General features: G+C 65.8%; 13 protein-coding genes and 1 tRNA gene. 13 read left to right on the forward strand and 1 reads right to left on the reverse strand.

Annotated features, from left to right (window positions below):
• The first annotated feature begins 47 nt into the window (after positions 1-47).
• From OHA84_RS21590 to OHA84_RS21635, 10 genes are all read left to right on the forward strand, one after another.
• Positions 48-120: transfer RNA gene (locus tag OHA84_RS21590), tRNA-Trp, on the forward strand.
• Positions 121-225: 105 nt separating this feature from the next.
• Positions 226-507 (forward strand): preprotein translocase subunit SecE, encoded by a 282-nt coding sequence (gene secE, locus OHA84_RS21595; protein WP_030298162.1) that lies wholly within the window; start codon positions 226-228, stop codon positions 505-507.
• Between the two features lie 84 nt (positions 508-591).
• The gene (gene nusG / locus OHA84_RS21600) at positions 592-1,506 is read left to right on the forward strand and encodes a transcription termination/antitermination protein NusG (protein WP_053682633.1); all 915 of its coding nucleotides are present in this window, start codon (positions 592-594) and stop codon (positions 1,504-1,506) included.
• A 168-nt stretch (positions 1,507-1,674) separates the two neighbouring features.
• Positions 1,675-2,109: a 50S ribosomal protein L11 gene (gene rplK, locus OHA84_RS21605; RefSeq protein ID WP_053682632.1), complete on the forward strand. Its 435-nt coding sequence runs from the start codon at positions 1,675-1,677 to the stop codon at positions 2,107-2,109.
• Between the two features lie 91 nt (positions 2,110-2,200).
• Positions 2,201-2,929 (forward strand): 50S ribosomal protein L1, encoded by a 729-nt coding sequence (gene rplA, locus OHA84_RS21610; protein WP_053682631.1) that lies wholly within the window; start codon positions 2,201-2,203, stop codon positions 2,927-2,929.
• Positions 2,930-3,140: 211 nt separating this feature from the next.
• Positions 3,141-4,010: an LppX_LprAFG lipoprotein gene (locus OHA84_RS21615; RefSeq protein ID WP_266970169.1), complete on the forward strand. Its 870-nt coding sequence runs from the start codon at positions 3,141-3,143 to the stop codon at positions 4,008-4,010.
• Between the two features lie 285 nt (positions 4,011-4,295).
• Complete coding sequence (gene rplJ, locus OHA84_RS21620; protein ID WP_008739730.1) at positions 4,296-4,826, forward strand: 50S ribosomal protein L10; 531 nt, start codon at positions 4,296-4,298, stop codon at positions 4,824-4,826.
• A 110-nt stretch (positions 4,827-4,936) separates the two neighbouring features.
• Positions 4,937-5,317, forward strand: coding sequence for a 50S ribosomal protein L7/L12 (gene rplL, locus OHA84_RS21625; RefSeq protein ID WP_053682630.1), 381 nt, complete (start codon positions 4,937-4,939; stop codon positions 5,315-5,317).
• A 595-nt stretch (positions 5,318-5,912) separates the two neighbouring features.
• Entirely contained in the window at positions 5,913-9,395 is a 3,483-nt protein-coding gene (rpoB, locus tag OHA84_RS21630) for a DNA-directed RNA polymerase subunit beta (RefSeq protein WP_053682629.1), read from the forward strand.
• A 97-nt stretch (positions 9,396-9,492) separates the two neighbouring features.
• Complete coding sequence (locus OHA84_RS21635; RefSeq protein WP_053682628.1) at positions 9,493-13,392, forward strand: DNA-directed RNA polymerase subunit beta'; 3,900 nt, start codon at positions 9,493-9,495, stop codon at positions 13,390-13,392.
• Between the two features lie 176 nt (positions 13,393-13,568).
• Here the strand turns inward: OHA84_RS21635 and OHA84_RS21640 are convergent, their stop codons facing one another.
• Entirely contained in the window at positions 13,569-15,050 is a 1,482-nt protein-coding gene (locus OHA84_RS21640) for a DUF6056 family protein (RefSeq protein ID WP_053682627.1), read from the reverse strand.
• Between the two features lie 421 nt (positions 15,051-15,471).
• On the opposite strand from OHA84_RS21640, the gene rpsL reads away from it, so the two are divergent.
• From rpsL to fusA, 3 genes are read left to right on the forward strand one after another with little or no spacing between them, the layout of a single operon-like run.
• A complete protein-coding gene (rpsL, locus tag OHA84_RS21645) occupies positions 15,472-15,843 on the forward strand; it encodes a 30S ribosomal protein S12 (protein ID WP_007265893.1) in 372 nt (123 codons plus the stop codon).
• A gap of 2 nt (positions 15,844-15,845) precedes the next feature.
• Positions 15,846-16,316, forward strand: coding sequence for a 30S ribosomal protein S7 (gene rpsG, locus OHA84_RS21650; RefSeq protein ID WP_053682626.1), 471 nt, complete (start codon positions 15,846-15,848; stop codon positions 16,314-16,316).
• Positions 16,317-16,355: 39 nt separating this feature from the next.
• Positions 16,356-18,482 (forward strand): elongation factor G, encoded by a 2,127-nt coding sequence (gene fusA / locus OHA84_RS21655; protein ID WP_053682625.1) that lies wholly within the window; start codon positions 16,356-16,358, stop codon positions 18,480-18,482.
• Positions 18,483-18,553 lie beyond the last annotated feature (71 nt).

Raw genomic sequence — 18,553 nt, forward strand, 5'->3', positions numbered from 1 at the left:
TGCGCACTCCGTGCACTCGCTCGGATGCGGTAGGTTGGGGAACGCAAAGGGTCGTAGCTCAATTGGTAGAGCACTGGTCTCCAAAACCAGCGGTTGGGGGTTCGAGTCCCTCCGGCCCTGCTCCACACTCCTTCTCGGATGTGTGCGCAGGTACGTACTTCGATGCAACGCCGTGCGGCGCAACCGGGCGCGGCTACGGCCACGACCCGGATTCAGGTGAGAGACGTGACGGACGCCCTGGGCTCCATCGACATGCCTGACGCCGAGGACGACACTCGCGAGAAGAAGGCCCGCAAGGGCGGCAAGCGCGGCAAGAAGGGCCCTCTGGGCCGGCTCGCGCTGTTCTACCGCCAGATCGTCGCGGAACTCCGCAAGGTTGTATGGCCGACCCGCAACCAACTCACGACGTACACCACCGTGGTGATTGTCTTCGTCGTCATCATGATCGGTCTGGTGACCGTGATTGACTATGGGTTCCAGGAAGCCATCAAGTTCGTCTTCGGCTGATCCCCGCGGAGGGCGGCGCCTTGATGGGTGCCGCCCGTTTTCGCATGTTCGACCACCTTTTGTATCCAGGAAGAAGCAGCCACCGTGTCTGACCCGAACCTGAACGTGAGCCCCGACTCCGTCGAGTCCGTCGAGGACGAGCTCGACATCGTCGAGGCTGCAGACGCCGTGGACCCCGACGAAGCCGAGCTCGCCGACGCCGAGGCGGGTGCCGCGGCCGAAGAGGCCGCGCTGCACGTCGAGGACGAGGGTGACGCGCAGGCCGAGGACGACGCGGAGGCCGAAGAGGCCACCGACGAAGTCGAGACCGACGAGGACGCCGAAGAGGCCGAGGACGACGAGGCTGCCGAAGAGGCCGCCGAGGTCGAGCCCGCCGAGCCGGTCGACCCCACCGAGGCCCTGCGCCAGGAGCTGCGCTCCCTGCCGGGCGAGTGGTACGTGATCCACACCTACGCGGGCTACGAGAAGCGCGTGAAGGCGAACCTGGAGCAGCGCGCCGTCTCGCTGAACGTCGAGGAGTTCATCTACCAGGCCGAGGTGCCCGAGGAAGAGATCGTCCAGATCAAGAACGGCGAGCGCAAGAACGTCCGGCAGAACAAGCTGCCCGGCTACGTTCTCGTTCGCATGGATCTGACGAACGAGTCCTGGGGCGTCGTCCGCAACACCCCCGGTGTCACCGGATTCGTCGGCAACGCCTACGACCCGTACCCGCTGACCCTGGACGAGATCCTCAAGATGCTCGCGCCGGAGGCCAAGGAGAAGGCCGACAAGGCCGCCGCCGAGGCCGCGGGCCTGCCCGCGCCCGCCGTCAAGCGCACCATCGAGGTCCTCGACTTCGAGGTCGGCGACTCGGTCACCGTCACCGACGGCCCGTTCGCGACGCTGCAGGCGACGATCAACGAGATCAACCCGGACTCGAAGAAGGTCAAGGGTCTCGTCGAGATCTTCGGCCGCGAGACCCCGGTCGAGCTCAGCTTCGACCAGATCCAGAAGAACTGATCACGTTCCTCTGAGCAACTGCTTCGAACAGGTCAGATCGCCCCGAAAAGGGTGGTCTGACCTGCTCGGTTTTTAGCCTCGCACCGATACCCGTTATCGTGGTGCGGTATGCCTCCATCCGGATGACCGGATGAAGGCGAAAACTCTCACTAGGACCCGGAGAGAGCAATGCCTCCCAAGAAGAAGAAGATCACGGGGCTTATCAAGCTCCAGATCAAGGCCGGTGCGGCCAACCCGGCTCCGCCGGTCGGCCCCGCGCTCGGTCAGCACGGCGTCAACATCATGGAGTTCTGCAAGGCCTACAACGCCGCGACCGAGTCGCAGCGTGGCATGGTCGTGCCGGTGGAGATCACGGTCTACGACGACCGTTCCTTCACCTTCATCACCAAGACTCCGCCGGCCGCGCGCCTCATCCTGAAGAGCGCGGGCGTGGAGAAGGGCTCCGGCGAGCCGCACAAGACCAAGGTCGCGAAGCTCACGCGTGACCAGGTCCGCGAGATCGCCACGCTCAAGATGCCTGACCTCAACGCCAACGACATCGACGCGGCCGAGAAGATCATCGCCGGCACCGCGCGTTCGATGGGCATCACGGTCGAAGGCTGATTCAGCCACACCGCCCAGCAACACCAGTGGTAGGGCCAAGCGCTGGTCCGCACCACGACTCCACGCCTGAAGTCACAACACAGGAGCAGAAGTGAAGCGCAGCAAGACTCTCCGCGCTGCGGACGCCAAGGTCGACCGGGAGAAGCAGTACGCCCCGCTCGAGGCCGTCCGTCTCGCCAAGGAGACCTCCGCCACCAAGTTCGACAGCACCGTCGAGGTCGCCTTCCGCCTGGGTGTAGACCCGCGCAAGGCCGACCAGATGGTCCGCGGCACCGTGAACCTCCCGCACGGCACCGGCAAGACCGCCCGGGTCCTGGTCTTCGCGACCGGTGACCGTGCTGCGGCCGCGGAAGCCGCCGGCGCCGACATCGTCGGCGACGACGAGCTGATCAACGAGATCGCGAAGGGCAACCGCCTCAACGAGTTCGACGCCGTTGTCGCCACCCCGGACCTCATGGGCAAGGTCGGCCGCCTCGGCCGCGTGCTCGGTCCCCGTGGCCTCATGCCGAACCCGAAGACCGGCACCGTCACGATGGACGTCGCCAAGGCTGTCACCGAGATCAAGGGTGGCAAGATCGAGTTCCGCGTCGACAAGCACTCGAACCTGCACTTCATCATCGGCAAGGTCTCCTTCTCCGATGAGCAGCTCGTCGAGAACTACGGCGCGGCCCTGGACGAGATCCTTCGTCTGAAGCCGTCCGCCGCGAAGGGCCGTTACATCAAGAAGGCCGCCCTGAGCACCACGATGGGTCCCGGCATTCAGCTGGACTCGAACCGCACCCGGAACCTCCTCGTCGAGGAAGACCCGGCCGCGGTCTGAGCCTCACGGCTCTGAGCCCTCGGGCTCGCTGAACGGCAGAACGGGCCCCTCGGCTCCCTCACGGGAGCCGAGGGGCCCGTTTTCTTTGCCTGACCTTGTGTGGAGCGCGCCACACCTGCACGGATTGACGGGAAATGCGCACGACGGCGTGGATCACGCCACGTAAGGTCGAAATCAATCAAACAATCACACCAGGGGTGGGGACTCCAACATGCTCGTACACCGCAACAAAACCGCCGGCGCCGTCCTGGCCGCCGTCCTGCTCGTGGGTGGGGCCACGGCGTGCGAGGACGGCAAGAAGGACGGAGCGGCCAAGTCGGCGACCCCGGCCGCCGCGGCGCCGTCCAAGGCCGCCATCGAGGTCACGCCGGCCGCGTACCTGGAGAAGGTGAAGAAGAAGTCCGAGGAGCTCACCTCGCTTCGCTACACCATGTCCGGGACCGCCATGGGCCAGAAGGTCTCCGGCGAGGCCTCCATGCGCATGAAGCCCACGGTGGCCATGGCCATGAAGATGGCCGCCCCCGGAGCCGCGGGCGGCGCCGAGTCGGTCGAGATCCGCCTGCTGGACGGTGCCATGTACCTGGGCAGCGAGGGCAAGTGGATGAAGTTCGACATGAAGGCGATGGGCGCCGAGACCTCGAAGAAGATGGAAGGCCTCGGTCAGGGCGCGCAGGGCGAGAACCCGGGCGACAAGGCCGACGAGCTGCTCAAGGCCGACGACCTCAAGTCCCTCGGCGAGGAGACCATCGACGGCGTGAAGACGCGGCACCTCGTCGGCACCGTCCCCCTGGAGAAGATGCGGGCCTCGCTGGCCTCGGGCACCCCGGAGGCCAAGGAGCGCCGGGAGAAGTCCCTCAAGGCGATGGAGGACGAGGGCGTCAAGAGCCTGACCGTGGACATGTGGATCGACGAGCAGGACCACACCAAGCAGGTCCGCACCCGCGGCACCGCCACCAAGGGCCCGATGGACATGACCATCAAGTTCCTGGACTTCAACAAGCCGGTCGAGATCGCCGTCCCGCCGGCCGACCAGGTCATGGACCTCGCCGAGATGATGAAGGACAGCGGCGAGCAGGGCTGATCGGCCCCTCCCGAACCCGCCGTACGAGCTGATCCCGAGCGGATTTGCTTGACAAGGTCTGGTTCACGTACGATTCCCCGGAAGCCAAAGACCGCTGGTCGTTGCCGTGCTCGCAAGGGTGCGGTGGCCGAAGGATCCGCTGAATGCGGACGTCCTGCGCAGGTGTTCGTGGAAAGTTCCCGGAGTCATTCGGTTGAGCTACGCCCCGTGCGCTTGCGCCGGGGCGTTCTTGTTGTTCAGCCCCTTCTGAGCGGTCCTCATCACCCGGAAGGAGGCCGAAGCGCTATGCCGACGCCCAACAAGGCTGCCGCGGTAGCCGAGCTCAAGGACGCGTTCCAGAGCTCGAACGCCGCCGTGCTGACCGAGTACCGGGGTCTCACCGTGGCGCAGCTCAAGACGCTGCGTCGTTCGCTCGGTGAGAACGCCCAGTACGCCGTGGTGAAGAACACGCTGACCAAGATTGCGGCCAACCAGGCCGGGATCACCGCGCTGGACGAGCACTTCGCTGGTCCGACCGCGGTCGCCTTCATCACCGGTGACCCGGTGGAGTCGGCGAAGAGCCTGCGTGACTTCGCCAAGGACAACCCGAACCTCATCATCAAGGCGGGTGTCCTTGATGGTAAGGCGCTCACCGCCGATGAGATCAAGAAGCTTGCGGACCTCGAGTCCCGCGAGGTTCTGCTCAGCAAGCTGGCCGGCGCGTTCAAGGGCAAGCAGTCTCAGGCTGCCTCGCTCTTCCAGGCGCTGCCGTCGAAGTTCGTCCGCACCGCGGAAGCGCTTCGCGTCAAGCTCGCCGAGCAGGGCGGTGCCGAGTAATTCGGCTCGCGCACTGATCCACGCCGCCTAGTGCGTGGGTCGTAGCGGGCCGTTACGCCCGCCTCTATATACATCCGGCACCTGCCGAATTAGTGGAAGGATCGCCCATCATGGCGAAGCTCTCTCAGGACGACCTCCTCGCCCAGTTCGAGGAGATGACCCTCATCGAGCTCTCCGAGTTCGTGAAGGCCTTCGAGGAGAAGTTCGACGTCACCGCCGCCGCGGCCGTCGCCGCCGCCCCGGTCTCCGGTGGCCCGGTTGCCGACGCCCCCGAGGAGCAGGACGAGTTCGACGTCATCCTCACCGGTGCCGGCGACAAGAAGATCCAGGTCATCAAGGTCGTGCGCGAGCTGACCTCCCTGGGTCTGAAGGAGGCCAAGGACCTCGTCGACGGCGCTCCGAAGCCGGTTCTCGAGAAGGTCGCCAAGGAGGCCGCTGACAAGGCCGCCGAGTCCCTCAAGGCTGCCGGCGCGGCTGTCGAGGTCAAGTAACACCTCAGAGGCTCTCTGAAGCCTCTTCAAAGGGCGATCACCCGTAAGGGTGGTCGCCCTTTGGCGTACCCGGAGTGCCTGACTTGCCCTGGTCTCGTTGGGGAGTAGGGTGATCTTCGTTGCCTCGAAGCAGGGTCCGGAGATGATCCGCTCGGAGCAGGGGGCCTTGACGAACGGCCGGTGGCGCGCAATTCTCAGACCCGTCGTGAGATGGGTCGGCTCGCTCCGGTGATCCGAGGCGAGGATCGACGATCCGAGGCATGGATCGACTACGAAGAGGGCAGTACTGATACGCGCTCTGTGTACGAGAGCGCCGCAGCGTTGGATGCAGGGTTGGTTTTTAAACGACACGGGGAAGGCCTGTTGCCGGTTTCCGGAAACCTGGTCTGGACATCAGTGAGCCGAGTGGCTACACTGACCCTTTGCGCTGCCTGTTAGCTGCCCCCTGCCCGTCGCCAGGGGCATGCCCACGCTTGAGCACACTTGATTGATCCGTCCTGACCTGGTCTTTCGGCCAAGTCGGGGGCGTCCGTCTTCTGTGTCGGCTGGGACCGGTACGCGCGTAGTGAGTCCGAGCCCTCGGAAGGACCCCCTCTTGGCCGCCTCGCGCAACGCCTCGACCAATACGAACAACGGTGCCAGCACCGCCCCGCTGCGCATCTCCTTTGCAAAGATCAAGGAGCCCCTCGAGGTTCCGAACCTCCTGGCGCTGCAGACCGAGAGCTTTGACTGGCTGCTCGGCAACGCCGCCTGGAAGTCTCGCGTCGAGTCGGCGCTTGAGAGCGGACAGGACGTTCCCACCAAGTCCGGTCTGGAAGAGATCTTCGAGGAGATCTCGCCGATCGAGGACTTCTCCGGGTCGATGTCGCTGACGTTCCGCGACCACCGTTTCGAGCCGGCGAAGAACTCGGTCGACGAGTGCAAGGACCGCGACTTCACGTTCGCGGCGCCGCTTTTCGTCACCGCCGAGTTCACGAACAACGAGACCGGAGAGATCAAGTCTCAGACGGTCTTCATGGGCGATTTCCCGCTCATGACCAACAAGGGCACGTTCGTCATCAACGGCACCGAGCGTGTCGTCGTGTCGCAGCTGGTCCGTTCCCCTGGTGTCTACTTCGACTCCTCCATCGACAAGACGTCCGACAAGGACATCTTCGCAGCCAAGATCATCCCGTCCCGGGGTGCCTGGCTGGAGATGGAGATCGACAAGCGCGACATGGTCGGTGTCCGCATCGACCGCAAGCGCAAGCAGTCCGTCACCGTCCTCCTGAAGGCTCTCGGCTGGACCACCGAGCAGATCCTCGAAGAGTTCGGCGAGTACGAGTCCATGCGCGCCACCCTGGAGAAGGACCACACCCAGGGCCAGGACGACGCGCTGCTCGACATCTACCGCAAGCTGCGTCCGGGCGAACCGCCGACCCGCGAGGCCGCTCAGACGCTGCTCGAGAACCTCTACTTCAACCCGAAGCGCTACGACCTCGCCAAGGTCGGCCGCTACAAGGTGAACAAGAAGCTCGGCGCGGACGAGCCGCTCGACGCCGGTGTGCTGACCACCGACGACGTCATCGCGACCATCAAGTACCTGGTCAAGCTGCACGCCGGTGAGACCGAGACGACCGGCGAGTCCGGCCGTTCGATCGTCGTCGAGACCGACGACATCGACCACTTCGGCAACCGTCGTCTGCGCAACGTCGGCGAGCTCATCCAGAACCAGGTCCGCACGGGTCTGGCTCGTATGGAGCGCGTCGTCCGCGAGCGGATGACGACCCAGGACGTCGAGGCGATCACGCCGCAGACCCTGATCAACATCCGGCCGGTCGTCGCCTCCATCAAGGAGTTCTTCGGCACCAGCCAGCTGTCGCAGTTCATGGACCAGAACAACCCGCTGTCGGGTCTCACCCACAAGCGCCGTCTGTCGGCGCTCGGCCCGGGTGGTCTCTCGCGTGAGCGGGCCGGCTTCGAGGTCCGTGACGTGCACCCGTCGCACTACGGCCGCATGTGCCCGATCGAGACCCCCGAAGGCCCGAACATCGGTCTGATCGGCTCGCTCGCGTCCTACGGTCGCGTCAACGCGTTCGGTTTCGTCGAGACCCCGTACCGCAAGGTCATCGAAGGCGTCGTCACCGACGACGTCGACTACCTGACCGCGGACGAGGAAGACCGCTTCGTCATCGCCCAGGCCAACGCCGGCCTGTCCGACGACATGCGCTTCACGGAGAACCGCGTACTGGTTCGCCGTCGTGGCGGCGAGATCGACTACATCGCCGGCGACGACGTCGACTACATGGACGTCTCCCCGCGCCAGATGGTGTCCGTCGCGACCGCGATGATCCCCTTCCTGGAGCACGACGACGCCAACCGTGCCCTCATGGGCGCGAACATGATGCGCCAGGCCGTTCCGCTCATCAAGGCGGAGGCGCCGCTCGTCGGCACCGGCATGGAGTACCGCTGCGCCGTCGACGCCGGTGACTCGATTCGTGCGGAGAAGGACGGTGTCGTCCAGGAGGTCTCGGCCGACTACATCACCGTCGCCAACGACGACGGCACGTACACCACGTACCGCGTCGCGAAGTTCTCCCGCTCGAACCAGGGCACCTCGGTCAACCAGAAGGTCATCGTCAACGAGGGTGACCGCATCATCGAGGCGCAGGTCCTCGCCGACGGTCCCGCGACCGAAGAGGGCGAAATGGCCCTCGGCAAGAACCTGCTCGTCGCGTTCATGCCCTGGGAAGGTCACAACTACGAGGACGCGATCATCCTGTCGCAGCGCCTCGTGCAGGACGACGTCCTCTCCTCGATTCACATCGAGGAGCACGAGGTCGACGCCCGTGACACCAAGCTGGGCCCCGAGGAGATCACCCGGGACATCCCGAACGTCTCCGAGGAGGTCCTCGCGGACCTCGACGAGCGCGGCATCATCCGCATCGGTGCGGACGTCGTCGCCGGCGACATCCTGGTCGGCAAGGTCACGCCCAAGGGTGAGACCGAGCTGACCCCGGAGGAGCGTCTGCTCCGCGCGATCTTCGGTGAGAAGGCCCGCGAGGTGCGTGACACCTCGCTCAAGGTTCCTCACGGTGAGATCGGCAAGGTCATCGGTGTCCGCGTCTTCGACCGCGAGGAGGGCGACGAGCTTCCTCCGGGCGTGAACCAGCTGGTTCGCGTCTACGTCGCCCAGAAGCGCAAGATCACCGACGGTGACAAGCTCGCCGGCCGCCACGGCAACAAGGGTGTCATCTCCAAGATCCTTCCGATCGAGGACATGCCCTTCCTTGAGGACGGCACGCCGGTCGACATCATCCTGAACCCCCTGGGTGTCCCGTCCCGAATGAACCCGGGACAGGTCCTGGAGATCCACCTCGGCTGGCTCGCCAGCCGCGGCTGGGACGTCTCCGGTCTCGCCGAGGAGTGGGCCGAGCGACTGAAGGTCATCGGTGCCGACCGCGTCGAGCCCGGTACCAACGTCGCCACCCCGGTGTTCGACGGTGCCCGCGAAGACGAGCTCGCCGGCCTCTTCGAGCACACCATCCCGAACCGTGACGGTGACCGTCTGGTCCTCCCGTCCGGCAAGGCGCGTCTGTTCGACGGCCGCTCCGGCGAGCCGTTCCCGGACCCGGTTTCCATCGGGTACATGTACATCCTCAAGCTCCACCACCTGGTCGACGACAAGCTCCACGCTCGGTCGACCGGTCCGTACTCGATGATCACGCAGCAGCCGCTGGGTGGTAAGGCGCAGTTCGGTGGCCAGCGCTTCGGTGAGATGGAGGTGTGGGCGCTTGAGGCTTATGGCGCCGCTTACGCCCTCCAGGAGCTGCTGACCATCAAGTCCGATGACGTCACCGGCCGCGTGAAGGTCTACGAGGCCATCGTCAAGGGCGAGAACATCCCCGAGCCGGGCATTCCCGAGTCCTTCAAGGTGCTCATCAAGGAAATGCAGTCGCTCTGCCTCAACGTGGAGGTGCTGTCCTCGGACGGCATGTCCATCGAGATGCGCGACACCGACGAGGACGTCTTCCGCGCGGCGGAGGAGCTCGGTATCGACCTGTCCCGGCGCGAGCCGAGCAGCGTCGAAGAGGTCTGACGGGCCTGACGGGGGGCTCGCTCAAGAGCCCCCCGTCATCCCCGGGACCGTTCAGACCATGATTGAGACTCGACCCCGAAAGAGGGATTGACGCACAGTGCTCGACGTCAACTTCTTCGACGAGCTGCGGATCGGCCTTGCCACCGCGGACGACATCCGAACCTGGTCGCACGGCGAGGTCAAGAAGCCGGAGACCATCAACTACCGCACGCTCAAGCCCGAGAAGGACGGACTCTTCTGCGAGAAGATCTTCGGTCCGACCCGGGACTGGGAGTGCTACTGCGGCAAGTACAAGCGTGTCCGCTTCAAGGGCATCATCTGCGAGCGCTGCGGCGTGGAGGTCACGCGCGCCAAGGTGCGTCGTGAGCGGATGGGCCACATCGAGCTTGCCGCTCCCGTCACCCACATCTGGTACTTCAAGGGCGTCCCGTCGCGCCTCGGATACCTGCTGGACCTCGCGCCGAAGGACCTCGAGAAGGTCATCTACTTCGCCGCGTACATGATCACGTTCGTCGACGACGAGCGTCGCACCCGCGACCTCCCGTCGCTGGAGGCGCACGTCTCCGTCGAGCGCCAGCAGATCGAGAACCGCCGTGACGCGGACCTCGAAGGCCGTGCCAAGAAGCTCGAGACCGACCTGGCCGAGCTTGAGGCCGAGGGCGCGAAGGCCGACGTACGCCGCAAGGTGCGCGAAGGTGCCGAGCGCGAGATGAAGCAGCTCCGTGACCGCGCCCAGCGCGAGATCGACCGCCTCGACGAGGTGTGGGCCCGCTTCAAGAACCTCAAGGTCCAGGACCTGGAGGGCGACGAGCTCCTCTACCGCGAGCTGCGTGACCGCTTCGGCACGTACTTCGACGGTTGCATGGGCGCCGCGGCGCTGCAGAAGCGCCTGGAGTCCTTCGACCTGGAGGAGGAGGCCGAGCGCCTCCGCGAGATCATCCGGACCGGCAAGGGCCAGAAGAAGACCCGTGCGCTCAAGCGCCTCAAGGTCGTCTCCGCGTTCCTGCAGACCAGCAACAAGCCCAAGGGCATGGTTCTGGACTGCGTTCCGGTCATCCCGCCGGACCTGCGTCCGATGGTGCAGCTGGACGGTGGCCGCTTCGCGACCTCCGACCTGAACGACCTGTACCGCCGCGTGATCAACCGCAACAACCGCCTGAAGCGCCTTCTCGACCTCGGTGCCCCCGAGATCATCGTGAACAACGAGAAGCGCATGCTCCAGGAGGCCGTCGACGCCCTCTTCGACAACGGTCGTCGTGGTCGCCCGGTCACCGGTCCCGGCAACCGCCCCCTGAAGTCCCTGAGCGACATGCTCAAGGGCAAGCAGGGTCGATTCCGTCAGAACCTCCTCGGCAAGCGCGTGGACTACTCCGCGCGTTCCGTGATCGTCGTCGGTCCTCAGCTGAAGCTGCACCAGTGCGGTCTGCCGAAGGCCATGGCGCTGGAGCTCTTCAAGCCGTTCGTGATGAAGCGCCTGGTCGACCTGAACCACGCGCAGAACATCAAGTCGGCGAAGCGCATGGTCGAGCGCGGCCGCACGGTCGTCTACGACGTGCTCGAAGAGGTCATCGCGGAGCACCCGGTTCTGCTGAACCGTGCGCCCACGCTGCACCGCCTCGGCATCCAGGCCTTCGAGCCCCAGCTGGTCGAAGGCAAGGCCATCCAGATCCACCCGCTCGTCTGCACCGCGTTCAACGCGGACTTCGACGGTGACCAGATGGCCGTGCACCTGCCGCTGTCGGCAGAGGCGCAGGCCGAGGCCCGCATCCTGATGCTGTCCTCGAACAACATCCTGAAGCCGGCAGACGGTCGTCCCGTCACCATGCCGACCCAGGACATGGTGCTGGGTCTGTTCTTCCTCACCACCGACGGCGAGCTCCGTGACGTCAAGGGCGAGGGCCGCGCGTTCGGCTCCACGGCCGAGGCGACCATGGCGTTCGACAACGGCGAGCTGGCCCTCCAGTCGGCCGTCGACATCCGCTTCCCGGTGGGCACCATCCCGCCGCGCGGCTGGGTGGCGCCGGTCGCCGAGGAAGGCGAGCAGGAGTTCCAGCCGGGCGACAGCTTCCGTCTGAAGACGACCCTGGGTCGCGCGCTCTTCAACGAGCTGCTGCCCGAGGACTACCCGTTCGTCGACTACTCGGTGGGCAAGAAGCAGCTCTCCGAGATCGTCAACGACCTGGCGGAGCGCTACCCCAAGGTCATCGTGGCGGCGACGCTCGACAACCTGAAGGCGGCCGGCTTCCACTGGGCGACCCGTTCGGGCGTCACCGTGGCCATCTCCGACGTCGTCGTGCCCGAGGCCAAGAAGGCCATCGTCGCGGGCTACGAGGCGATGGACGAGAAGGTCCAGAAGCAGTACGAGCGCGGTCTGATCACCAAGGACGAGCGCACGCAGGAGCTCATCGCGATCTGGACCAAGGCGACCAACGAGGTTGCCGAGGCGATGAACGCGAACTTCCCCAAGACGAACCCCATCTTCATGATGGTTGACTCGGGTGCCCGAGGAAACATGATGCAGATGCGACAGATCGCCGGTATGCGTGGTCTGGTGTCGAACGCGAAGAACGAGACCATCCCGCGTCCGATCAAGGCGTCCTTCCGTGAGGGCCTCACCGTTCTGGAGTACTTCATCTCCACGCACGGTGCCCGTAAGGGTCTGGCGGACACCGCCCTGCGTACCGCCGACTCGGGTTACCTCACCCGTCGTCTGGTGGACGTCTCGCAGGACGTCATCATCCGCGAGGAGGACTGCGGCACCGAGCGCGGCCTCAAGCTCAAGATCGGTGTCAAGGACGAGGCCGGCGTTCTGCGCAAGGCCGACGACGTCGAGACCTCCATCTACGCCCGCATGCTGGCCGAGGACGTCGTCATCGACGGCAAGGTCATCGCGCCGGCCAACGTGGACCTCGGTGACGTGCTCATCGACGCCCTCATCGCGAACGGCGTCGAGGAGGTCAAGACCCGCTCGGTCCTGACCTGTGAGTCCGCGGTCGGCACCTGTGCCTTCTGCTACGGACGCTCGCTCGCCACCGGCAAGCTGGTCGACATCGGTGAGGCGGTCGGCATCATCGCCGCCCAGTCCATCGGTGAGCCCGGTACCCAGCTGACGATGCGTACCTTCCACACCGGTGGTGTGGCCGGTGACGACATCACGCAGGGTCTGCCGCGTGTCGTCGAGCTCTTCGAGGCCCGTACCCCGAAGGGTGTCGCCCCGATCTCCGAGGCCGCCGGTCGCGTGCGGATCGAGGAGACCGAGAAGACGAAGAAGATCGTCATCACGCCCGACGACGGCAGCGAGGAGACGGCGTTCCCGATCTCCAAGCGCGCCAAGGTCATCGTGCACGAGGGCGACCACGTCGAGGTGGGCCAGAAGCTCACCATGGGTGCCACCAACCCGCACGACGTGCTGCGCATCCTCGGTCAGCGCGCGGTCCAGGTCCACCTGGTCGGCGAAGTCCAGAAGGTCTACAACTCGCAGGGCGTGTCGATCCACGACAAGCACATCGAGATCATCATTCGGCAGATGCTCCGCCGCGTGACGATCATCGAGTCCGGCGACGCGGAGCTCCTGCCGGGCGAGCTGGTCGAGCGGTCGAAGTTCGAGACCGAGAACCGTCGTGTGGTCACCGAGGGCGGTCACCCCGCCTCCGGCCGTCCGCAGCTGATGGGTATCACCAAGGCCTCGCTCGCCACCGAGTCGTGGCTGTCGGCGGCGTCCTTCCAGGAGACGACCAGGGTTCTGACGGACGCGGCGATCAACGCCAAGTCCGACTCCCTGATCGGCCTCAAGGAGAACGTCATCATCGGTAAGCTCATCCCGGCCGGTACGGGTCTGTCCCGCTACCGCAACATCCGGGTCGAGCCCACCGAGGAGGCCAAGGCCGCGATGTACTCGGCCGTCGGCTACGACGACATCGATTACTCGCCCTTCGGCACCGGCTCCGGCCAGGCTGTCCCGCTGGAGGACTACGACTACGGCCCGTACAACGGCTAAGGGTCACCGAGAAAGCCCCCCGTCGCTCCGAGAGGAGCGGCGGGGGGCTTCTTCGTGTCAGGGGGAGGCCTTCCCGTCCGGGGGGCCGCACGGGGGGCCGTACGACGCCGGCGCCCCCCCGGGAGTCCGGGAGAGGCGCCGGGTGGCGGCCGCGGGGCCAGGGCCTCGGCCGGGTGTCAGGGCTTGTGGATGTCCTCGACGCCGTAGTACTTGGACACGCACTGGGCGACCCAGTCCTTGTCCTTGTTCTTGGTGAAGTACGGCTCGGCGAGCTTCCCGATGTAGGACGGCTTGTACATCACGTCCGTCGCACCGCGGGAGACCTCCTTGCGGATCCGGGCGTCCTGCTTGTCCCACACCAGGGAGCGGTAGACGGTGTCCTTGGTCATCTCCTGTACGGCGGGCACGAGCGCGCCCACGGAGGCGACGGTGAACCCGGCGGCGAGGACCACGACGAGGGCGCCCGGGAGCAGGCTGCCGCGGTCGACGGAGGCGAGCCGGACGCCGATGGCGCGGCCGGCCAGGATCCCGTACAGGCACAGGGTCATCAGGAACGGGACCATGAAGCTGTTCCAGGTCCGGGCGTAGGTCCAGCCGGTGGGGCCGTAGCCGTTGTTCAGGGCCATGGCCACCACGAACGAGGCGAGCATCAGGACCGGCACCGGCAGGACGATCAGCAGCACCTTCAGGCGGCCCGGGATCGCGGTGACGCGCTCGGCGCCGGTGGGGGAGAGGTACGCGACGGCCAGACCGATCAGGAGGCCCGCGGCGACGGCGCCGAGGTAGGCCCACTGGCCGCCGATGGCGTCCCAGATGTTGCCCCAGTCCTCGAAGGACTTGCGCAGGGCCTTCCCGGAGAGCATCGAGTCGGAGGGCGGCTGGACCGAGCGGCGCCACTTCGCGCCGGGGGAGGTGTACAGCACGGCCAGTCCGACGAGGCTGCTGACGCAGTACGTGGCGAGCCAGGTGAACGACCACCAGGTACGGGCGAGCCCCACCTTCGGGATGCTCAGCAGCATGGCCACGCCCATGAACAGCCCGCCCACGATGGTGAAGGGCTCGCTCAGGGTGCCGATGCCGAAGCCGATCACGACGGCGGCGGCCAGGGCGAGGCGGCGCGGCCAGACGCGGCCCGAACGGCCGGCCCAGACGGCGATCAGCACGGCCCAGATGCCGATGATGGCGGGGACCGTGTGCGAGATCGTGGCGGGGGCCCACAGCAGGGCCTGGTAGTTGCGCGTGCCCGCGAAGGAGAAGAGGGCGGTCACCACGACGGACGCCGCGATCAGCACCGCGATCGGCACCTGCCAGCCGAACGCGCGCAGGCCGACGCGGGCCAGCATCACCAGGCCAGCGCCCATCGTCAGGATGATGAGGGTGGGCAGGACCTTCGTGCCGAGGATTCCGTCGGAGTAGACGATCCCGCTCATGAAGGCGTTGGTGAGCCGACCGTTCTGCGTGTTGTAGAAGTCGGCGGTGATCCCGAAGACGCCCATGTCGCGGGCCTTCCAGGCGGCGCACCAGTCATCCGAGGTGGGGCGGACGTAGAGGCCCAGGAAGGCGCCGACGGCCAGCAGGGCCGAGGCGGCGAGGGCGATGACGACTGCGGCGTACGCCACGAGCGGACGCAGGCGTTCTCGTATGGAATCGAGCGGCATTCGGGATCTTTCGCGACGGGGCCGTTCCGCGGCGGCCGCGCGCCGTGCCACAGGGGGCGAGAACGGCGTCCGGGACCGGGGATGATCGGGTAGAAGTCTAGACTTCGCGTCCCCTGTCGCTCCCACCTCCTCGGCGCGCCGCGTGGGGGTCCGCAGGTCGGGAGGTCGCGGGCCTGCGACGAAGGTGCCCGGGAGCATTTGTTTTGACCGGAGTGAGTGAGGTAGGTACGCTCATACCTTGTGCCTGGGGTGTGTCTGGTTCCCGTGCGTGTCCATCAACCGCACGAGGGACGAATCAGCCACCGCGATCCAAGCGTTTCCGTGCTTGCACGGAGGTCCGCCGGATCCGACACACCCGACCGCGTGGGTCGGCGAGTTCCAGGTTAGTTTCACTACACGGCACACAGAAACCGGAGAAGTAGTGCCTACGATCCAGCAGCTGGTCCGGAAGGGCCGGCAGGACAAGGTCGAGAAGACAAAGACCCCCGCGCTTGAGGCTTCGCCCCAGCGTCGCGGCGTCTGCACGCGAGTGTTCACGACCACCCCGAAGAAGCCGAACTCGGCGCTCCGTAAGGTCGCGCGTGTGCGTCTGACCTCCGGCATCGAGGTCACGGCCTACATTCCGGGTGAGGGACACAACCTGCAGGAGCACTCGATCGTGCTCGTGCGTGGTGGCCGTGTGAAGGACCTGCCGGGTGTTCGTTACAAGATCATCCGCGGTGCGCTTGACACCCAGGCTGTCAAGAACCGCAAGCAGGCCCGCAGCCGCTACGGCGCCAAGAAGGAGAAGTAAGAATGCCTCGTAAGGGCCCCGCCCCGAAGCGCCCGGTCATCATCGACCCGGTCTACGCATCTCCTCTGGTGACGTCGCTCATCAACAAGATCCTCCTGAACGGCAAGCGCTCCACCGCCGAGCGCATCGTTTACGGCGCCATGGAAGGCCTCCGCGAGAAGACCGGCGCTGACCCGGTCATCACGCTGAAGCGCGCGCTGGAGAACGTCAAGCCGTCGCTCGAGGTCAAGTCCCGCCGTGTCGGTGGAGCCACCTACCAGGTGCCGATCGAGGTCAAGCCCGGTCGCGCCGCCACCCTCGCGCTGCGCTGGGTCGTGGGTTACTCCCGCGCCCGTCGTGAGAAGACCATGACCGAGCGCCTCATGAACGAGCTGCTCGACGCCTCCAACGGTCTTGGCGCTGCCGTCAAGAAGCGCGAGGACACGCACAAGATGGCCGAGTCCAACAAGGCCTTCGCGCACTACCGCTGGTAGTCCCACCCCACATCGAGACCGAGAGAAGACCGAAGCCTTATGGCTACCACTTCGCTTGACCTGGCCAAGGTCCGCAACATCGGGATCATGGCCCACATCGACGCGGGCAAGACGACCACCACCGAGCGCATCCTGTTCTACACCGGTGTGTCTTACAAGATCGGTGAGGTCCACGACGGCGCTGCCACGATGGACTGGATGGAGCAGGAGCAGGAGCGTGGTATCACCATCACGTCTGCCGCGACGACCTGCCACTGGCCCCTCGAAGACGTTGACCACACCATCAACATCATCGACACCCCGGGCCACGTCGACTTCACCGTCGAGGTGGAGCGTTCGCTCCGCGTCCTCGACGGCGCCGTCACCGTCTTCGACGGTGTCGCCGGTGTCGAGCCGCAGTCCGAGACGGTGTGGCGTCAGGCCGACCGTTACGGCGTGCCGCGCATCTGCTTCGTGAACAAGCTGGACCGTACCGGCGCCGAGTTCTTCCGCTGCGTTGACATGATCACGGACCGCCTCGGCGCGACCCCGATCGTCATGCAGCTCCCGATCGGCGCCGAGATGGACTTCCAGGGCGTTGTCGACCTGGTTCGCATGAAGGCCCTCGTCTGGTCCGCCGAAGCCTCCAAGGGCGAGATGTACGACGTCGTCGACATCCCCGCCTCGCACACCGAGCTCGCCGAGGAATGGCGCGGCAAGCTCGTCGAGGCCGTCGCGGAGAACGACGAAGAGCTCATGGAACTGTTCCTGGAGGGCGTCGAGCCCACCGAGGAGCAGCTCTACGCCGCTGTTCGTCGTATCACCATCGCGTCCGGCAAGGGCGGCGACACCACCGTCACCCCCGTTTTCTGCGGCACCGCGTTCAAGAACAAGGGCGTTCAGCCCCTGCTCGACGCCGTCGTGCGCTACCTGCCCTCCCCCCTGGACGTCGAGGCCATCGAAGGCCACGACGTCAAGGACCCGGAGGTCGTGGTCAAGCGCAAGCCGTCCGAGTCCGAGCCGCTGTCGGCCCTCGCGTTCAAGATCGCGAGCGACCCGCACCTCGGCAAGCTCACCTTCGTCCGGATCTACTCCGGTCGCCTGGAGGCCGGCACCGCGGTGCTGAACTCCGTCAAGGGCAAGAAGGAGCGCATCGGCAAGATCTACCGCATGCACGCGAACAAGCGTGAGGAGATCGACTCGGTGGGCGCCGGCGACATCGTCGCCGTCATGGGCCTGAAGCAGACCACCACCGGTGAGACGCTGTGTGACGACAAGAACCCGGTCATCCTGGAGTCCATGGACTTCCCGGCCCCGGTCATTCAGGTCGCCATCGAGCCCAAGTCCAAGGGTGACCAGGAGAAGCTGGGTGTTGCCATCCAGCGTCTCGCGGAGGAGGACCCCTCCTTCCAGGTTCACTCGGACGAGGAGACCGGCCAGACCATCATCGGTGGTATGGGCGAGCTTCACCTCGACATCCTCGTCGACCGCATGCGTCGCGAGTTCAAGGTCGAGGCGAACGTCGGCAAGCCGCAGGTGGCCTACCGCGAGACGATCCGCAAGACCGTCGAGCGTCACGACTACACCCACAAGAAGCAGACCGGTGGTACCGGTCAGTTCGCCAAGGTGCAGATCGCGATCGAGCCCATCGAGGGTGGCGAGGCGACCTACGAGTTCGTGAACAAGGTCACCGGTGGCCGTATCCCGCGTGAGTACATCCCCTCCGTGGATGCCGGTGCGCAGGAAGCCATGAAGTTCGGCATCCTCGCCGGCTACGAGATGACCGGCGTCCGCGTCATTCTTCTCGACGGTGGCTACCACGAGGTCGACTCCTCCGAACTCGCGTTCAAGATCGCCGGTTCGCAGGCCTTCAAGGAGGCCGCGCGCAAGGCTTCTCCCGTGCTCCTTGAGCCGATGATGGCCGTTGAGGTCACCACGCCCGAGGACTACATGGGTGAGGTCATCGGCGACATCAACTCTCGCCGTGGCCAGATTCAGGCCATGGAGGAGCGTCACGGTGCTCGCATCGTGAAGGGCCTCGTGCCGCTTTCGGAGATGTTCGGCTACGTCGGAGACCTCCGCAGCAAGACCTCGGGTCGCGCCAGCTACTCGATGCAGTTCGACTCCTACGCCGAGGTTCCCCGGAACGTCGCTGAGGAGATCATCGCGAAGGCCAAGGGCGAGTAACTCTTCCGAGTACACGCTTTAGGCTTGTCACCGGAGCCTCTGGGGCAACAGGAGCAAACCTCCCGCTGCCC

Origin of the sequence: Streptomyces sp. NBC_00513, from assembly GCF_041431415.1 — a bacterium.
Lineage (GTDB): Bacteria > Actinomycetota > Actinomycetes > Streptomycetales > Streptomycetaceae > Streptomyces.